Genomic DNA, 16,971 nt, shown 5'->3' on the forward strand with positions numbered 1-16,971 from the left:
GCGGTGGGGCGGGCGAGGTTGCGGGGCCAGGTGTCGAGGCGGCGGTCGGGGTTGCGGCGCATCGGGCGCAGGACCGGCCCGTCCGGCAGGGTGATCGGCGGTCGGGGGCTGAATCCGTGGCGGGTGTACAGGGTGTGGGCGTCTGTGGTGGTGTCGGTCCACGAGGGCAGGTCGATGCGGTCGAGTCGGTTGCGGTGATGCGCCAGTAGCACGCTGCCCCGGCCGGCGCCTCGGGCGTCGGGGTGCACGGCGAGGAACGCCAGGTGGTGATGCGGTTCGCTCGGTCGGGACGCGGACAGCAGGTTGTCGAGCTGGTCGAAGCGGTCGGTGTGCGGGCCAGCGGCGTCGGTGAGCCGGTGGCGGTAGTTGGCCGGTGGTGGGATGGGCCGGTAGCGGTGGAACCCGACAGTCGCGGCGCACAGGTCGTCGGTGACGTGGCTGTCGCCGTAAAACATCGCGTGCTCCACCCATATCGCCGCGACGTCGGTCAGCACCCGACGCCGCACGGCCGGGTCGGGCACGAGCCACGCGGCGAGTGGCGTGGGGTGCAGAGCTGCGGCGATCAGCGACGCCACGGGCTCCTTGTCCGCCCACCGGGCGGCGCGGATGCGCACGTCAGCGTTCATCGAATTGTTCTCCTTCGGTAGTCATCGGTACGCGGCGGTGGCGAGGTCGCCTACCGCGGCGTCGACCGCGGCGGTGATCTCCCGTACCGGGCGGTGGTGCTGGGCGGCGATGGTGCGCAAATGAGTAGTCAGGGCGGTCGTGTCCTCGCCGAGGTAGAGGTGCTCGGTCAGGCCAAGAACGGCGACGAGACCGGCGAGGGCGGCGGTGTGGTTGTCGGGTTGGTCGCGGCCGGCGGCGAGGTAGCGCAGCCGGGCCCGGGCGACGACGGCCCATTTGGTGTTGGTGGCGAGGTACCGGTCGGTGCGGGCGAGCCCGCCGAGGCGGCGATGGGTGCTGCGGTGCAGGATCCCACCGGCGTGCAACCCGGCGCGGGTACGTTCGTACAGGTCGTCGGCGAACCATGTCAGCCATCCCCGCAGCGTCGGGGCGGGATTGGCGTAGCGGACAGAGGCGATGGCGGTGTCGGCGATCAGGTCACCGACGGGCCGGTAGAGGTGCAGCCACAGCCGCCTCCCGGCCGGGCGGTCGTCCTCGGTGTCGTCGAGGGCGATCCGCCCAGCCAGGACCAGGTGGATCAGGACCGCGCCGGCCATGCCGAGGGCGAGGGCCTGGCGGTGGATGTGGGGTTGGCCGGTGTCGTCGTTGTGGCCGAGCAGGAACAACTCGTCACGCAGCGGCAGTTGGGGAATCGACGCGGTCATCAGCTCGCTCCTACCGCAGACCGGTCGCACGCTGCCGCAACCGGGCGTGCACCCCACCGTAGGCGGGGCTCGGGGCCGGGAGCAGCGCCTTGTCGACGGCGGCGAGGACCGTGTAGTTCGGGTCGCACACGTTGCCGATCGGCGCCCCACCTGCCTGCGAGATCAGCTGGTAGGCATCGAGTTCCTCCAAGCCCGTCAGGTCGCTGGCCCAGCCGACGAGGTCGCGGTGGGCGATCCGGTAGGCGTCTTCTAGGGGGCGGGCGCAGCCCACCGACATGATCGACGTGTCGGTCTCCACCCGGGGCCAGGCGGTGCCGGTTCCCTTGATGACCTCGATGGCGAGGGTGGTGGTTGTGGCAATCTCCACCCCGACGCCGCAGGCCTCGCCCTCGCCCTGGCGGGCGTGTCCGTCGCCGAGGGCGAGCATCGCCCCATGCACGTTCACCCCCAGGTAGAGGGTGGTCCCGCCGCGCAGCTCGGGGGTATCGAGGTTCCCGCCATGCGTGTCGGGGACGATCGTGGAGCGGGCCTCGAACCCGCCGGGAGCGACACCGATCGTGCCGATCATCGGGTCGAGCGGCAGGTCGGCGGTGTGGTCGGTTTCGGTGGCGTGGAAGCGGACCGTGTTGGCCTGTCGGTCGATGTCGTACACCCAGACCCGCTCCTCAAGTGGCGGCTGCAGGGTGGCGGTGTGGGACGTACCGGTCAGCGCCCCGAAGTGCGGGAACGTCGAGGAGACGCCCCAGTCGCGGGTGGGTGTGATGGCGGCGAGGTGGATGGCGAGGGTGTCGCCGGGCTCGGCGTCCTCGACGAAGAACGGCCCCGACACCGGGTTCAGGTACGGCATCTTGCACACCTGTGACGGCAGGTCCGCTGGCCCCCGTACGAGGCCGCCGAAGCAGTCCTCGGTGTGCACCTGCAGGATGTCGCCGGAGCGGACGTGGGCCACCGGCATCCGTCCGCCGAAGGTGTAGGCCAGTTCGTCGCGGGCGGGACGGTAGGTGATCGTGTCCATGGCTGTCACACCCGCTCCACGTCGCGTGCTTGCGGCTGCGCGGGCGCCAGGCCCGACAACACCGGCCGGCGGCCGGCCAGGTACAGGCCGGCGAGAACGACGACACCGAGGGCGAGCCAGGCCAGGCCGAGGCGCTGCGCGGCGATGTTCGCGTTGACCACGACATAGGCGAGGATCGCGAACCCGACCCCGGGCATGACCAGGTGCGCCCACCAATTGCCGCTTCGTCTGCGGATGAGGTGGTGCACCACCACGGAGACGTGCAGGACCAGGAACGCGACCATCGCCCCGAAATTGATCAGCGACGATAACAGGGTGATCCCGTCCGCCCGAGTCGCCAGGTACAGGCCCAGGGCGAGGGACACGAACCCGGTGAGCAGGGTCGCGTTGATCGGCACGCTGCGGCGGATCGACACCTTCGCCAGGAACGCCGGCAGTTGCCGGTCACGGGCCATCGCATACAGCAGCCGCGAGGTGGCGACCTGCGCGACCATCGAGTTCGGCAAACCCCACGCGATCGCCGTCGCGACCGCGCACAGCGTCGCCAACCAGCCGCCGCCGGCCACCCGAGCGGCGTCGTAAAAGGCGGTGCCATTCGGATCCCCCTGCCCGAGGAGCGCACCGGGGTCAGGCACGAGCATCGCGGCCAGCCACGTCTGGGCGATGAACAGCACCCCGGCCAGGATCAGGACGGCGGCCATGGCTCGGCCGATCTGCCGGGAACCGCCCTTGGTCTCCTCGGCCAGCATGCTGATGCCGTCGAAGCCGAGGAACGACAGCACCGCGATCGACACCGCGCCCGCGACGAGCGGCCAGGTGAAGGTGTCGGCGTTGTAGAACGCCTCCCAGCTGAACCGGCCCCTGCCCGAGGCGAGGGCCCAGCCGGCAATGGCCAAGAAGATCGCCAGGACGATCAACTCGCCGACGAGCATGACCCGAGTGACCACCGCGGTCATCCGGATCCCGACCGAGTTGACGACCGTGTTGACCGCCACGAACCCCAGCAGCCACAACCACACCGGCACCGCCGGGACCGTGGCGTGCATCGCCACCGACGCCACCAGATACAACAGCCCCGGCACGAGTACGTAGTCCAGGAGGATCACCCAGCCGGCCAGGAAACCCACCGGCGCGCTGATGCCCCGACCGGCGTAGTTGTAGACACTGCCCGACATCGGGAACGCCTTGACCATCTGCGCGTACGAGAACGCGGTAAAGACCAACGCCACCACGCCGATGGCGTACGCGAGAGCCACCATCCCACCGGAGCCGGCGTAGACGCTGCCGAAGATTGCCATCGGCGCGATCGGCACCATGTAAACGAGGCCATAGGCGATCAAGTCCCGGAACCGAAGCCTCCGGGCTAACTCCTGCCGATAGCCGTAGCGGGCCAGCTCATCTTGGTCATACATCGCAAACCTTTCGGATGTGAGGTAATCGGGAATTGGAGAAACAGTGGGGTTACCGTGTCGCGCTACCTTCGCCGCCGCGCCGGCCAGCGGCCCTCGACTGATCGCAGCCGACCTGGCTGTCTTCGGCTTCCTGATTGGCCGATGCAACGGCGTCGCGAGCTGGTCTGCGAGGAGTCCATCGCAGTTGGCGCGGGAGTGGCAGGCCCGAGTCCCATGGGGAGGCGGACCCGTCACTGCCGGGTAGGAATACCTTCACGCGTCTCGTCGGGCCGCCCTCGTTGGGCTACGGCGGCAGTGCAGCAGGTGTGCGATCCGGTAGTCGGCGGGTTTGGGAAGGCTGGGTCCCGGTTGGGGGCAGCGGTACAGGCATCGGTTGCTCCGATGGCTTTTGTGCGTGGACGAGGAGGCAGCAGGTGCCGTCTCCGGTCGGAGCGTTGATCACCTCGATGTGCAGGCATCGCAGCCCAGCCGCGCGGACGGCGGCCTTCCAGCCCTCCGGACCAGACAGCCAACGGGCGACGGGCACGTGACTTCCGTCAACCAGTCGCATCACGCAGCGGCGTGGGCCGAGCCAACGCGGATCAGGCACGGAGAACAACAGCCGGCCGCCGGGACGCAGGTGCTGGGCGACCAGCGGCAGGAGCTGCTCGGGCGGGCAGAGGCCAACCGCTCCGAAGATGGAGAAGCAGATGTCCAGCGGACGGGATCGCGTGAGGAAGGCACGCGCGTCGCAGCAGTGGAAACGGACCGGCAGGTGCCCCCAGCGGGTGCGCGCTCGGCTGATCTGTGCCGGTGCGAGGTCCACGCCGATGCAGTGGGCACCGCTGACGGCCAGTGGGGCGAGGTTGTCGCCGCTGCCGCAGCCGAGTTCGGCCACAGCCAGTCCACGGACGTCGCCGAACAGCTCGGTGCCTGGGCCGAGCCCGGGATACTGCGTCCACTCGACCCGGCGCGGTGTCATCGGTCGGTCATGCGGCAACGCGAGGCGTGCCTGCCGGTCCCACGCCTGCCGGTTGATCGTCGTGGAGATGCTCGCGCCCATGATGGCTTACGACTTGGTCACGTCGAGGCAGGCCTGCACATTGCGCATCTTCTTGCCGAGGTTGACCAGGCTTCGGGCGGCGGCCTTGAGGTCCTTGGAGGCGGCACGCATCGCGGCCAGGTTCGCCGCGTCGGCGTGGGGGTTGGCCTTGACCCAGCGGTCAATGGTGCGGGCGACGTGCTCGGCGAGTTCGGCTTCCTTGGTCATCACACTGCGGAAGTGGCCGGCGGATTCTGTCCAGTTCCACGGGTGGGGCTCGTGACCGGCGCCGGCCGTGTCGAGCTGGTAGTTGGTGTACTTAAGCGAGGTACCGATGCCGTCGAGCATGTCCCGGACCGTCACGACCCGGCCGCTGGTGTCCCTAGCGATAGTCACTGCCACTCCTGGAAGGTTTCCGGGGTGGCCGCGCGTAGCGCGGGGGATGCTGCGCGCGGCCACCGGTTCGGATGGAGGTGGCCGCGCGGGCAGGGCGAAGCGGCGCTGACGCCGCGCGGCCACCGGTTCTCTGTCAGGTCAGCGGGGCCAGGGTCCGCTCGATCCAGGGCATGCGCATGCCGGCCAGCTCGCGGCGCATCGTTTCGACGTCGGTGCCGAAGGGCACGACGCAGCCGCCGGACATGTTGGGAGCGCCCTGGCAGGCGTGGACCAGCCTGCCGCCGAGAGTCGCGTGCGCGAGGATGCTCTCGCGTCGACGCGACTCGTTGAACCAGGTGCCGTGATACAGCTCGTCGAGCACTTCAGCGGTCGCCTTGTCCAGATCGTAGACGACCCGGGCGGCGGCGCACAGCATCCAGGCCGGAGACACGTTGCTGATGTGCCCGTCCAGCTCGACCCGGTTGAGCGCCATCAGGGTGCCGCACTCGCGCAGCATCCGCAGCGTCCCGTCCGGCACGAAGTCGAGACCGGGGTCCTGCAGGTGCTCCTCCCGGAACATGTAGGCGTACACGTCGTGCGCGGTGCGCAGCACCTGCGCCGGGTCGGTGGTGGAGTAGGCGTGCTCCTTGACGAAGTCCAGCGCGAGCTGCTCGATGGTCAGGTCTTCGCTCTCTACCGCCGGGAGCAGCTCGTCGCGGACCCGCTGCCAGTCGCACAGCAGCCAGTTCGGGCTCTCGTAGCGGAAGAAGAACTCCTCGGGCTTGATCGTCAGCGTCGGTCCGTCGATCGTGATGCCGGGGATGCGTTCCCAGGTCTTGGTGAACGGCGTGGGCAGGTCGACCTTGATAAGGTCGGCAGTGGCTACCGTCATCGCGGCAATTCCTCTCCAAGTGGGATGTGACCGTTTGCGGTGGTCGGGCGGTCCTGCGGAGCTAGCCGGCTGGCAGGGCCGCCACTACGAGCGGTGGTGTTCGTCCTAGCGTTTTCACCTCCTTCTCCCGGCCCGTGACTCGACGGCTGCTACGGGCAGCCGCGCCGCACTCAGCACGCCGAGCACCTTCCTGTCGCCCCCGTCGCTCGCCGACGTGGCCCAGGTGGGTGGCCGAGCCGCCAGCAAGACCGGGCTTCGGGTCGCCCAGCCGTGCTGGCGGCGCGGCCACCACGTCACCCGGCAGCGCGGAGCCGCAGTCACGCGCCGCCGGGGAACTCCGAACACAGTGGGGCTCGCCGGTGAGGGTGACGAGCGCACGACACGCTCCGCGAGTAACGCAGCTCGGTGGCACATCTGCCTCACCCCCTTCATCCGACGTGCCCTCCTACGCGGCGCTGCTCGCCCCGGGGGCCGAGGGCTTGTCCCAACTCCAGTCGGTGGATGCAACGGTGCGTGGCCGCGTAGATGCGTTTGGTCTTGCATCGGAGTCTGGCGATGAGCACCATGCCGTTAGAAGCGCACACCCGGGCCGGATCACTGCCGTTGAGCTGTCATAAGGGGGACATCGATCGGCCTTATCGCCAGCCGGAGCCCGGAGGACTGGTTGCCGGACGGCGAACGGTCCTACCGTCATGGCTAGATCCGTCCGGAAAGGGGTCGGGGATGTCGGAACAGAGACTCACGCTGCTCGCGGTCCTCATCGACCGCGACGAGCGCACCCACAGCGAGATCGTGGCGAGATTCGAGCGGTGCGCACGCGACAACGACGAAGACGCCACCCTCAGTGTGCGCACGCTGAGGCGGTGGATCGCCGGTGACGTGCAGACCGCTCCGCGCCCGTCGCAACGCCGCATGGCCCGCCTGTTCTGGGGCTACCCGATGGCCGATCTGCTCTCGCCGGCCCCCACCGGACCGCTGCCGGCGCTGCCGACAAGCGGAGCGGTCACCGCTGCGCCCGTCGGCCCCACCTCACCTACTCCGCAGGCGGAACCACTCACACCAACGGACGAGCCTGGCCGCTCGTCGGACCCCCTAGAAAGGCAGGTTGCGATGGCAACACGGCGCGCGGCACGGTTCGCCACATTCGCTGAAATCGACAACGTCGGCCCGGAGGCCATCGCCCAACTCCGCGACGACGTCGTCCACCTCGCCAACGCCTACATCCACGACCCGCTCGCCTCGATCATGAGCGACCTCCTCACAGAACAGGAAGCCGTCTTCCAACTCCTGGAAGGCCGGCAGAAGCCAGCTTTGAGCCGGGACCTCTACTTGCTGGCGGGAGTCGTGTCCGGCCTGATCGCCAAGGCAAGCCAGGACCTCGGTCGCTTCCACGAAGCCATGACCCACGCCCGGACCCTGTACGTGTGCGCCGACAACGCCGACCACCAGGGACTTCGGGCATGGGCACGCGGCCTGCAAGGCCTCATTGCCTACTGGGCCGGCCGCCCACAAGAAGCGGTGCGCTACGCCCAGAGCGGCGCCGAGTTCGCCGCCAACGTCTCCGGCTCTGTCGCGTCCTGGCTACCCGCCCTGGAGGCCCGCGCCTGGGCGGTCATGAACTCCCCCGACGAGGCCAGCCACGCACTCGGACGAGCCGTAGACCAGCGAGCCGTCCACCGACCCGACGACCTCGACGCCATCGGCGGCCTGCTCGCCTTCCCGCAGGCCAAGCAGAGCTACTACGCTGCCGGAACATACGTCTGCCTTGACGGTGAACACGACCGGGCCCAGTCCGAGGCGCTGTCTGCCCTCGACCTGTTCGAGCACGGCCGCCCAGAAGACCGCTCATTCAGCGACGAGGCAGGCGCCCGCGCCGAACTCGCCCTCGCCCGCGTCAACGCCGGCCACGTCGACGGCGCTCAACAGGCGCTCGCTCCCGTCCTCGCACTCGAACCCGACCGGCGCATCGGCGGCATCCTCACCAGCGCCACGCGCGTCCACCAGGCGCTGCGCAGCCGGCACCACGCCAACTCCCCGGTGGCACGGCACCTGCGCGAGGAAATCGAAGCGTTCTGCCGCGTCCCCGCCGCGGCCCTCCCCGCCTAACCGATACCCACCGGTCCGACTACCGTCATCATCGTGTTCCCCGTGACGATCACCGGTCCCCGCCTGACCCTGCGCGAGTTCCGGACCGACGACCTGGACGCGTCGATGGCGGTAGTCGGCGACCCCGAAGTCACCCACACCCTCAGCTTCGACCCCCGCAGCCGGGCAGAACAGACCGCACGCCTGGCACAGGACATCGAACGCGCACAGGCAGAACCGCGCCCGGACTACTACCTCGCCGTCGCCAACAACGCCGATCTTCTCATCGGGTTCATCCGCATCGGACTCGGACGTGACCGCAGCGGCGAACTCGGCTACGCTATTCGCGCCCAGGACTGGGGCAAGGGGTACGCCACCGAAGCCGCCACTCTCATGCTCGACTTCGGCTTCAACACCCTGCGGCTACACCGCATCCAAGCAGCGTGCGGCCCGGACAACCATGCATCGCAGCGCCTGCTCGCCCGACTCGCACTTACTCCCGAAGGCCGTCTCAGAGACCACGTCTTCACCAACGGAGCCTGGAGAGACTCTCTCCTGTACTCGATCCTTGATCACGAGCGGAAAACCCTCGTATCGCCCCCGAGGGCGCAGCGCCTCGTCCCCATCGTAGATCGCGACTGACCGGGGGGCTGTCTCGCTAACGGTGCTTCCGGCGATCTTGGTTAGTAGTTTTCAGCTGTGGGCGTGAGGGTGCTGATGCCGAATAAGCCGCCGGGATCGGGCGTGGTTGAGGGCGGTCGGTGGCGGGCTGCTGAGTCGCGTCGGCGGAAGTCGAACATGGGCAGCGGCAGCGGCAGCGGCGGGGCGTCCGGGTCGATGACGTCGCCGGGGACGGTCCGCGTGATCCCTGTTCGGGCGTGCGCCTCGATCTCGCCCAGCGCCGTGCGGTCGACGCGGGCCACGGCCGATGACAGCGGATCCTCTGGCGACGGGATCGGCTGGTGCGGGGCCGGCACGGCGTGTCCTTACCGGGCGCGCGTCAGCGGCGGCGTGAGCGTGAGCCGTGGCGGGCCGGATCGCTCTCCGCTGGATTCTGGTGGGTGCCGGGCTGTCGGCTGTCCCCGCCGCGCGGTGATCGCATCTCGTTGACCTCGTTCCCCGTCGTGCGGCGGCCGGGCGCCGGGCGCACCGGGTCGCCGACCGCTTCCCGGACGGGCAGTTCTACCAGGCCGCCGGCCACCTGGCGGGGGAGTCGAGCGCCCGCAAGGCGGTGGGTTGGGCGCACGCCCAGCTCTGCCAGTACGGGCCGGCACTCGCGCACTGCGGGGAGGCGTTGGCGCTGCTGCGCCCGACCGGTGACCGGCACGGTGAGGCGAACACCTGGGACAGCCTGGGCTTCATCCACGCCCAGTTGGGTGAGCACCGCGAGGCGATCCGCTGTTACGGGCGGGCGCTGCGGCTGTACCGGCGGATCAGCGACCGCTACGACGAGGCGGACACCCTGCCCCGGCTCGGGGTGCGCCGGCACGCGTCGGGGGACCCGGCCGGTGCGGTGCGTACCTGGCGGCGGGCGCTGGGCATCCTCGACGACCTCGGCCATCCGGACAGCGAGCGGATACGGGACCTGCTGACCCGGGCCGAGTCCCCGGACGCGGGAGCCGCCGGTGACGCTGGGCACACCGGCGGTGGTTGATCGAGGTGCGCCGCCCGGCGTCCCGCCGGGCACTCCGTAGACTGGTGGGGCACCGCTCGTCCACCCGAAGAAGGAGCCGTCCCGCGTGACCGTCCAGCCCATCCGTCTGTTTGGGGATCCGGTGCTGCGCACGCCGGCCGATCCGGTGGTCGACTTCGATGCCGAGCTACGTCGGCTCGTCGCCGACCTCACCGACACGATGCGTGAGCAGAACGGCGCCGGCCTGGCCGCGCCGCAGCTCGGTGTGAGCCTGCGGGTGTTCACCTTCGACGTCGACGACGTCCTCGGGCACCTGATCAACCCGGTGCTGGAGTTCCCCGACGAGGAGGAACAGGACGGCCCCGAGGGTTGCCTGTCCATCCCCGGGCTCTACTTCGACACCAAGCGTCGGCAGAACGTCGTCGCCAAGGGCTTCAGCTCGTTCGGTGACCCGATGCAGATCGTCGGCACCGGTCTGATGGCCCGCTGCCTGCAGCACGAGACCGACCACCTCGACGGGGTGCTCTTCCTGGACCGACTGGACCCGGAGGGGCGCAAGGAGGCCATGAAGGCGATCCGCCAGGCCGAGTGGTACGACGCGGCGGCCCCGCCCACGGTCAAGCTCAGCCCGCACATCAGCGACCCCTTCGGTCTGGGGCGCTGATCCGGATGCGCGTGATCTTCGCCGGTACGCCGGCCGTCGCCGTTCCCGCCCTGGCCGCCGTCGCCGCGTCCCGACACGAGCTGGTGGCCGTGGTCACCCGGCCCGACGCGCCCGCCGGGCGGGGGCGGGGCCTGTCCCGCTCCCCGGTCGGCGCGTGGGCCGACGAGCACGGCGTCGAGGTGCTCACCCCGGCCCGTCCCCGCGACCCGGAGTTCCTCGACCGGCTGCGTGAGCTGGAGCCGGACTGCGTGCCGGTGGTCGCCTACGGCGCGCTGGTGCCGCCGGCGGCCCTGGAGATCCCCCGACACGGGTGGATCAACCTGCACTTCTCGCTGCTGCCCGCGTGGCGGGGCGCCGCGCCCGTGCAGCACGCCGTGCTGCACGGTGACGAGCTGACCGGGGCCAGCGTCTTCCAGCTGGAGGAGGGCCTGGACACCGGCCCGGTCTACGGCACGCTGACCGACGAGATCCGCGCCGCCGACACCTCCGGCGACCTGCTGGAGCGGCTCGCCGATTCCGGCGCCGGGCTGCTGGTGGCGGTGCTCGACGCGATCGCCGACGGCACCGCCCGCGCCGAGCCGCAGCCAGCCGACGGAGTGTCGCTGGCGCCGAAGCTGACAGTGGACGACGCGCGGGTGCGCTGGGCCGACCCGGCCTTCGCCGTGGACCGGCGGATCCGGGCCTGTACGCCCGCACCCGGCGGCTGGACCACGTTCCGCGACGAGCGGGTGAAGCTCGGCCCGGTCGTCCCGGTGCCCGACGGCCCCGAACTGAAGCCGGGGGAGTTGCTGGTGGAGAAGTCCCGGGTGCTGGTCGGCACGGCGACCGTGCCGGTGCGGCTCGGCGAGGTCCGCGCCGCGGGCAAGCGGGCCATGGGCGCTACCGACTGGGCGCGCGGCGTCCGGGTCGGCACTGGAGAGGAATTCGCGTGACGGCACCGGAGGGAACCCGACCGACGCGCTCCGGCCCGTCGACCGGCCGTGGCGGGGATCGTCGCCCGGTCCGGCCGCCGCTGGACCGACCGCGCCGTGCCGCGTACGAGGCGGTGGCGGCGGTGCACCGGGACGACGCGTTCGCCAACCTGGTGCTGCCCATCATCCTGCGGGACGAGGGGCTGTTCGGTCGGGACGCGGCCTTCGCCACCGAGCTGACCTACGGCACCCTGCGCCACCTGGGCACGTTGGACGCGATCCTGACTGACGCGGCCGGCCGGGACGTGGCCCGGATCGACCCGCCGGTACGCGACGCGCTGCGGCTCGGGGCGTACCAGCTCCTGCACACCCGGGTGCCGGCGCACGCCGCGGTCTCGTCGACGGTGGACCTGGTCCGGTCGGTGGCACCGGGTGCCACCGGCTTCGCCAACGCGGTGCTGCGGGAGGTGTCCACCCGTGACGCGGACGCCTGGGTGGCGAAGCTCGCCCCGCCGATGGAGACCGACCCGATCGGGCACCTCGCCTTGGCGTACAGCCATCCGCAGTGGATCGTGCGGGCCTTCTCCGAGGCGCTCGGCGGCGACCTGGGCGAGACGGCCCGGCTCCTGATCGAGGACAATGAGCGCCCGCCGGTGCACCTGTGCGCCCGACCCGGCCTGATCGACCCGGTCGAGCTGGCCGACCAGGTCGGCGGTGCGCCCGGTGCCTTCTCGCCGTACGCCGTCTATCTGCCCGGCGGCGCGCCGGGCGACATCCCGGCGGTGGTCGACGGCCGTGCCCACGTGCAGGACGAGGGCTCCCAGTTGGTGGCCGCCGCGCTCGCCGCCGCGCCGTTGGACGGCCCGGACGGGCGTTGGCTGGACCTGTGCGCCGGCCCGGGTGGCAAGGCGGGGTTGCTCGGTGCCCTGGCCGCGCAGCGGGGTGCCCGGGTGACCGCCGTGGAGGTGGCCGAGCACCGCGCCCGACTGGTCTCCCTGGCCACCCGGGACCTGCCGGTGGCCGTGCTGACCATGGACGGCCGGGATGTCGGCGGCGACCCGAAGCTGCCGGAGCAGCACTTCGACCGGGTGCTGGTGGACGCGCCGTGCACGGGGCTGGGCTCGCTGCGTCGTCGGCCGGAGTCGCGCTGGCGTCGCCAGCCGTCCGATCTGCCGCCGCTGACCCGGCTGCAACGGGAGTTGCTCGGCGCGGCGCTGCGGGCGGTCCGACCGGGCGGCCTGGTCGCCTATGTGACGTGCTCGCCGCACACCGTCGAGACGCACGTGACGGTGACCGAGGCGGCCCGCCGCAGTGGGGTTCCGGTGGACTTCGTGGACGCCCGGCCGCTGTTGCCGGCCGGCATGCCCGGTCTCGGCGACGGGCCAACCGTGCAGCTGTGGCCACACCGCCACGGCACCGATGCGATGTTCCTCGCCGTCCTGCGCCGAGGCTGATCCGCCACCGGCGTCCGGCCGGTCACCCGACCGGCCGGACGCGGTGTGCCCCTAGGTGACCGGAAGGCCCTTGGTGCCGGCGTTCTTCATCGAGCGGGTCAGGTCCCGGTCGGAGATCCAGAGGAAGCACTGCACGCCCCGGTTGCCGTTGCGCCACTCCTCCTCGTACGGCTGGTAGTAGATCGTTCCGGCGCGGAAGTCCAGCTGGGGGTTGTCCGGGACCTTGGCGTACTTGGCGATCATCGTCTGGCAGGCCCGGTGGGTCCGCTTCACGTCGCCGGTGAACGTGGTGTAGCTGACGTCGGGCGCCTGCCAGACGCCGACGAACTCGGCGTGGTGCTTGGCGGTGCAGGAGACCGGCACCATCTCGTCGATGTCGTCCTTGACCAGCTTCGGGTTGAAGCAGCGGTACGCCAGCGGGGCCGCGCCGGACAACGCGCCGCGGAGGCTGCCGGTGCGCAGATCGACAGCGGTGTCGTCGATGCTGGCGATCTCGGTGACGTCGCAGCGGTACCAGCGGGCCCCGCCCGACCAGGCCTGCGGCGACGGCAGCACGACGGTCAGGCCGAGCCGCCCGGAACGCCAGTCGGCGCCCACCGCCTTGTTGACCGCGGTGTCGCACCCGGCCTGCGCGGCCCGCATGCCGGCCGAGCCGGGCTGCGGGGGCGTGCCGCCCTCGGCGCCGGGGCCGGTGAGGGTGCCGACGTGCATGGTCTCCACCCGGTGCGCCTCGGTGCACGCCGTCGGGTTGTAGCCGGTCAGGAAGCCGACCTGCTGGGAGCTCTGGTGGCAGACGTCGGCGGCGGGGACGAACTGCTGCGCCGCGACGGGCGCCGGCCAGTCGTCGATGAGGTCACGGTCGAGTCCGGCGGGTCCGCCGCACCCGGCCAGCGCCAGGGCCAGTGCCCCACCCCCGGCCAACGCCGCCAACCACCGTCGCATCCCGACCTCCCGCCGCTGGTGGCCCCAGACCGGACCCAGCCGGTCGGTAGCGCTACGGCGCAGCAGCATACGGCACCGGTGCTCAGATCGCGGGCAGTCCCTCGGGGCCGACATCGCGCATCGAGCGGGTGAGTTTGCGGTCGTCACTCCACAGGAAACAGCGCACTCCACGATCGCCCTCCTCCCACTCGCGCTGCGACGGCGGGTAGTAGATGGACCCGGCCCGGTACGGCAGCTCGCTGTTGTTGGGCACTGCCGCGTACTCGGCGATCAGCGCCATGCAGCGCTGGTGTGACTGCTGGGCGGACTTGACGAAGTCCGCCCAGCTCATGTCCCGCTCCTGGTAGACGCCCACGAACTCGGCGCGGTGCGGCTCGGTGCAGAGCACCGGCGCCATGTAGTTGAGGTTGTCGCCGATCAGCTTGGGGTCGAAGCAGCGGTGCGTCAGGGGCGTGTCGCCGATCAACGCTCCGCGCAGGCTGCCGGTGCGGTTCACCGGGCGGGTGTTGTCGATACTGCCGGTCTCGCTGAGGTCGCAGCGGAACCAGCGGGCGCCGCCGGCCCAGGCGGGCGCGGACGGCAGCGCGAGGGACAGCGCGAGTCTGGCCGTGTGCCAGTCACCGCCGAGCACCTCCCGGGCGCGCTGGTCGCATTCGGCGCGAGCCGTGCGCAGCGCCGACGATCCGGGTTCCGGTCGCGCCTCGGTCAGCGCGTCGGGGCCGGTGAAGGTGCCGACGTGGATGGTCTCGGCCACGTGGTTGCGTGCGCAGTCCACCGTCTCGTACGTGCTGGCCTGCACGACCGCGGTGATCCTCGGCAGACAGGTGTCGGTGGCGGGGGTGAACGGCTTCGGCACCCGCAGCGTCGGCCAGTCGTCGGTGAGATCACCGTCCGCGCCCCGCGCCGGCGTACAGCCGATCAGCAGCATCGTCGTGACGCCGGCCAGCACCAGCGCTGGAAGCCACCGTCGCATCGTCCGCCCTCCCGGGAGCTGGCGGCCGGTCACCGCGCCCCGCGGCGATACCCCGGCGGGCGTGCAGCCTACGGCACCGTCCCGGTTGGAGTGTCGTCGCGTTTCGGTCGTTCGGCCAGCCGCTGATGTCTGTTCGTCCGGATTCGGGGGTCCGGAGCGTTCAATTCTGCACCACTGGTCACTGCTGGGTCACAGCGCGTCGGAGTTGATGCCGCGATGCGGGTGGCGGGTGGCCACGTTCGTACACTGGCCCGGTGACCGTACCGCCGCCGATCGTCGCGCCGAGCATCCTGGCCGCCGATTTCGCCCGCCTCGCCGAAGAGGTCCGTGCCGTCGAGGACGCCGCGGACTGGTTGCACGTCGACGTGATGGACAACCACTTCGTGCCGAACCTGACCATTGGGCTGCCCGTGGTGCAGAGCCTGCGGGCTGTCACGGCGATGCCCTTCGACGTGCACCTGATGATCGAGGATCCGCGCCGGTGGGCCCCCGGGTACGCCGACGCCGGGGCGTACAACGTCACCTTCCACGCGGAGGCGTCCGGCGACCCGGTGGCGCTGGCCAAGGACCTGCGCTCGGCCGGTGCGAAGGCGGGTCTGGCCATCGACCGGGACACCCCGATCGAGCCCTATCTGGACCTGCTGCCCAGCTTCGACACCCTGCTGATCATGACGATCAAGGCGGGCTTCGGTGGGCAGCGGTTCATTCCGCAGCTGCTGGAGAAGGTGCGGACGGCCCGGCGGCATGTGTCGGCCGGGCACCTGGAGCTGCGCATCGAGGTGGACGGCGGGATCGCCGCCGACACCATCGAGCAGGCGGCCGCCGCGGGCGCTGACGCGTTCGTGGCCGGCACCGCGGTGTACGGGGCCGCCGACCCGGCGGAGGCGGTACGGCACCTGCGGGCACTGGCGGAACGCGCGGCTCCCGGGGCCTGAGGTGGAGCCCGAGGCCGACCGCAAGGACATCATTCTCGTTGTGGACGACGATGCGGACATCGCTCGTTTCGTCGAGTTCAACCTGCGGCTGCACGGCTTCGAGGTGATCCACGCCAGCGATGGCCAGGAGGCCCTGGAGGTCATCGAACGCCAGCGGCCGGACCTGGCGGTGGTCGACCTCATGATGCCCCGCATCGACGGGCTGGAGCTGACCCGGCGGCTGCGCGCCGACCCGATGACCTCCGCCCTTCCGGTGATCATGCTGACCGCCAAGGGGATGACCGTCGACAAGGTGCACGGGCTCAGCGCCGGCGCGGACGACTACCTGGTCAAGCCGTTCGACACCGCCGAGCTGGTGGCCCGGGTGTCGTCCACCCTGCGCCGCAACAAGGAGTTCCGGGAGGTCTCCCCGCTGACCGGGCTGCCCGGCAACAGCCGGATCCGTCGGGAGATCAGCGACCGGGTCCGACAGGGCGTGGACTACGCGGTCGGCTACGTCGACATCGACCGGTTCAAGAGCGTCAACGACCGGTACGGCTTCGTCCGTGGCGACGACTTCATCTCCGCGCTGGCCCGCAGCCTGCACCGGGCGGTGGTGGGCGTCGGGCTGCCGCCGGCCTTCCTCGGCCACGTGGGCGGTGACGACTTCGTCATCGTCTGCGCCCCGGACCAGGTGCGCCCACTGACCTCCCAGGCGGTTGTCGACTTCGAGAACGCCGCCGACACGCTCTACGACCCGACCGACCGCGAGCGCGGCTTCGTCGAGTTGAAGGACCGGCGGGGCAACATCCGTCGCGCCGCCCTGGTCACGCTCTCCATCGGGGTTTCCCTCTCCGACGCCGCCAAGCGATTCTCCGACCCCCTCGAAGCGATCGCGATGGCCTCGGAGATGAAGACGGTCGCCAAGAGTCAACCGGGTTCGTACGTGGCCGTGGACCGGCGACGCGGCGTCACCTGAGCGTGATAACGCTGTGAAGTAGCTCGCCTAGGTGGCGGCAGAGCCGGATCGGCATGTAAGACTTCCCGTGTACCCACCACGCGCTGGCGGGACTCGGTGAAATTCCGAACCGGCGGTGATCCACGGTCCAACCGTGGTCAGCCCGCGACCCGGACGGCTGTGCCGCCCGGTGGACCTGGTGAAAATCCGGGGCCGACGGTTGGGGGCGGTTCGTCCGCGCCCAGACAGTCCGGATGGGAGACAGCGCGCGGGACGGACGGGTCCGAGTCGGCCGCTGGCTTCAGCGTGCCGTGCCGACCCCCCGGGGGCGGCTGTGCCGTTCCCGGAATCCGCCACCGCCTGCCCGTGGCCCCATGGCCACCGCCTCCCTGAC

At 70.8% G+C, this 16,971-nt stretch carries 18 protein-coding genes and 1 riboswitch; of the genes, 8 read left to right on the forward strand and 10 right to left on the reverse strand.

Translation table 11 applies throughout. The features are described from left to right. From DLJ59_RS04010 to DLJ59_RS04040, 7 genes are all read right to left on the reverse strand, one after another. The coding region (locus tag DLJ59_RS04010; RefSeq protein ID WP_148096927.1) for a GNAT family N-acetyltransferase at positions 1-626 on the reverse strand (626 nt) is incomplete at its 3' end. 21 nt (positions 627-647) lie between these two features. Continuing rightward, on the reverse strand, positions 648-1,328 hold the full coding sequence (locus tag DLJ59_RS04015; protein ID WP_124771161.1) for a GOLPH3/VPS74 family protein: 681 nt from the start codon (positions 1,326-1,328) through the stop codon (positions 648-650). 10 nt (positions 1,329-1,338) lie between these two features. Beyond that, positions 1,339-2,352 (reverse strand): acetamidase/formamidase family protein, encoded by a 1,014-nt coding sequence (locus DLJ59_RS04020; protein ID WP_124771162.1) that lies wholly within the window; start codon positions 2,350-2,352, stop codon positions 1,339-1,341. Then, positions 2,349-3,755: an APC family permease gene (locus DLJ59_RS04025; RefSeq protein ID WP_124771163.1), complete on the reverse strand. Its 1,407-nt coding sequence runs from the start codon at positions 3,753-3,755 to the stop codon at positions 2,349-2,351. Before DLJ59_RS04025 ends, DLJ59_RS04020 begins: the two co-directional genes overlap by 4 nt. Positions 3,756-4,038: 283 nt before the next feature. Further along, positions 4,039-4,797, reverse strand: a complete 759-nt coding sequence (locus tag DLJ59_RS04030) for a class I SAM-dependent methyltransferase (protein ID WP_124771164.1) — start codon at positions 4,795-4,797, stop codon at positions 4,039-4,041. Positions 4,798-4,803: 6 nt separating this feature from the next. Beyond that, on the reverse strand, positions 4,804-5,172 hold the full coding sequence (locus DLJ59_RS04035) for a hypothetical protein (RefSeq protein WP_124771165.1): 369 nt from the start codon (positions 5,170-5,172) through the stop codon (positions 4,804-4,806). A gap of 133 nt (positions 5,173-5,305) precedes the next feature. Next, positions 5,306-6,043 (reverse strand): hypothetical protein, encoded by a 738-nt coding sequence (locus tag DLJ59_RS04040; protein WP_124771166.1) that lies wholly within the window; start codon positions 6,041-6,043, stop codon positions 5,306-5,308. 555 nt (positions 6,044-6,598) lie between these two features. On the opposite strand from DLJ59_RS04040, the gene DLJ59_RS04045 reads away from it, so the two are divergent. Next, positions 6,599-8,149, forward strand: coding sequence for an NsdA family TPR-like regulatory protein (locus tag DLJ59_RS04045; protein WP_244235816.1), 1,551 nt, complete (start codon positions 6,599-6,601; stop codon positions 8,147-8,149). Between the two features lie 33 nt (positions 8,150-8,182). After that, positions 8,183-8,770, forward strand: a complete 588-nt coding sequence (locus DLJ59_RS04050; protein WP_124771167.1) for a GNAT family N-acetyltransferase — start codon at positions 8,183-8,185, stop codon at positions 8,768-8,770. Positions 8,771-8,811: 41 nt separating this feature from the next. Here DLJ59_RS04050 and DLJ59_RS04055 read toward each other — a convergent pair whose 3' ends face one another. Beyond that, on the reverse strand, positions 8,812-9,105 hold the full coding sequence (locus tag DLJ59_RS04055) for a hypothetical protein (protein ID WP_124771168.1): 294 nt from the start codon (positions 9,103-9,105) through the stop codon (positions 8,812-8,814). Positions 9,106-9,359: 254 nt separating this feature from the next. Here DLJ59_RS04055 and DLJ59_RS04060 point away from each other — a divergent pair, with 254 nt between their 5' ends. The 4 genes from DLJ59_RS04060 (at position 9,360) to DLJ59_RS04075 (ending at position 12,790) form a co-directional block, all read left to right on the forward strand. Next, entirely contained in the window at positions 9,360-9,782 is a 423-nt protein-coding gene (locus DLJ59_RS04060) for a tetratricopeptide repeat protein (RefSeq protein ID WP_244235817.1), read from the forward strand. An 85-nt stretch (positions 9,783-9,867) separates the two neighbouring features. After that, a complete protein-coding gene (def, locus tag DLJ59_RS04065) occupies positions 9,868-10,425 on the forward strand; it encodes a peptide deformylase (protein WP_124771169.1) in 558 nt (185 codons plus the stop codon). A gap of 5 nt (positions 10,426-10,430) precedes the next feature. Further along, entirely contained in the window at positions 10,431-11,357 is a 927-nt protein-coding gene (fmt, locus tag DLJ59_RS04070; RefSeq protein WP_124771170.1) for a methionyl-tRNA formyltransferase, read from the forward strand. Further along, a complete protein-coding gene (locus tag DLJ59_RS04075) occupies positions 11,354-12,790 on the forward strand; it encodes an RsmB/NOP family class I SAM-dependent RNA methyltransferase (RefSeq protein ID WP_124771171.1) in 1,437 nt (478 codons plus the stop codon). Before fmt ends, DLJ59_RS04075 begins: the two co-directional genes overlap by 4 nt. A 51-nt stretch (positions 12,791-12,841) precedes the next feature. Here the strand turns inward: DLJ59_RS04075 and DLJ59_RS04080 are convergent, their stop codons facing one another. Further along, complete coding sequence (locus tag DLJ59_RS04080) at positions 12,842-13,732, reverse strand: septum formation family protein (RefSeq protein WP_124771172.1); 891 nt, start codon at positions 13,730-13,732, stop codon at positions 12,842-12,844. A gap of 82 nt (positions 13,733-13,814) precedes the next feature. Beyond that, on the reverse strand, positions 13,815-14,705 hold the full coding sequence (locus DLJ59_RS04085; protein ID WP_124771173.1) for a septum formation family protein: 891 nt from the start codon (positions 14,703-14,705) through the stop codon (positions 13,815-13,817). A 254-nt stretch (positions 14,706-14,959) separates the two neighbouring features. Here DLJ59_RS04085 and rpe point away from each other — a divergent pair, with 254 nt between their 5' ends. After that, positions 14,960-15,640 (forward strand): ribulose-phosphate 3-epimerase, encoded by a 681-nt coding sequence (gene rpe / locus DLJ59_RS04090; protein ID WP_124771174.1) that lies wholly within the window; start codon positions 14,960-14,962, stop codon positions 15,638-15,640. Between the two features lies 1 nt (position 15,641). Then, positions 15,642-16,598 carry a response regulator gene (locus DLJ59_RS04095; protein WP_124771175.1) on the forward strand — a complete coding sequence of 319 codons (957 nt, stop codon included), beginning with the start codon at positions 15,642-15,644 and terminating at the stop codon, positions 16,596-16,598. Positions 16,599-16,676: 78 nt separating this feature from the next. Beyond that, positions 16,677-16,847: riboswitch (FMN riboswitch) on the forward strand. Positions 16,848-16,971: the final 124 nt, after the last annotated feature.

The organism is Micromonospora inaquosa, assembly GCF_003857055.1.
Lineage (GTDB): Bacteria > Actinomycetota > Actinomycetes > Mycobacteriales > Micromonosporaceae > Micromonospora > Micromonospora inaquosa.

What these genes read in the sequence shown, in the direction of transcription:
- fmt (WP_124771170.1), top strand. Translation starts at nt 10,431, where the DNA reads ATGCGCGTGATCTTCGCCGGTACGCCGGCCGTCGCCGTTCCCGCCCTG.
- DLJ59_RS04045 (WP_244235816.1), top strand. Translation starts at nt 6,599, where the DNA reads ATGAGCACCATGCCGTTAGAAGCGCACACCCGGGCCGGATCACTGCCG.
- DLJ59_RS04040 (WP_124771166.1), bottom strand. Translation starts at nt 6,043, where the DNA reads ATGACGGTAGCCACTGCCGACCTTATCAAGGTCGACCTGCCCACGCCG.
- DLJ59_RS04080 (WP_124771172.1), bottom strand. Translation starts at nt 13,732, where the DNA reads ATGCGACGGTGGTTGGCGGCGTTGGCCGGGGGTGGGGCACTGGCCCTG.
- DLJ59_RS04085 (WP_124771173.1), bottom strand. Translation starts at nt 14,705, where the DNA reads ATGCGACGGTGGCTTCCAGCGCTGGTGCTGGCCGGCGTCACGACGATG.
- DLJ59_RS04025 (WP_124771163.1), bottom strand. Translation starts at nt 3,755, where the DNA reads ATGTATGACCAAGATGAGCTGGCCCGCTACGGCTATCGGCAGGAGTTA.
- DLJ59_RS04030 (WP_124771164.1), bottom strand. Translation starts at nt 4,797, where the DNA reads ATGGGCGCGAGCATCTCCACGACGATCAACCGGCAGGCGTGGGACCGG.
- DLJ59_RS04015 (WP_124771161.1), bottom strand. Translation starts at nt 1,328, where the DNA reads ATGACCGCGTCGATTCCCCAACTGCCGCTGCGTGACGAGTTGTTCCTG.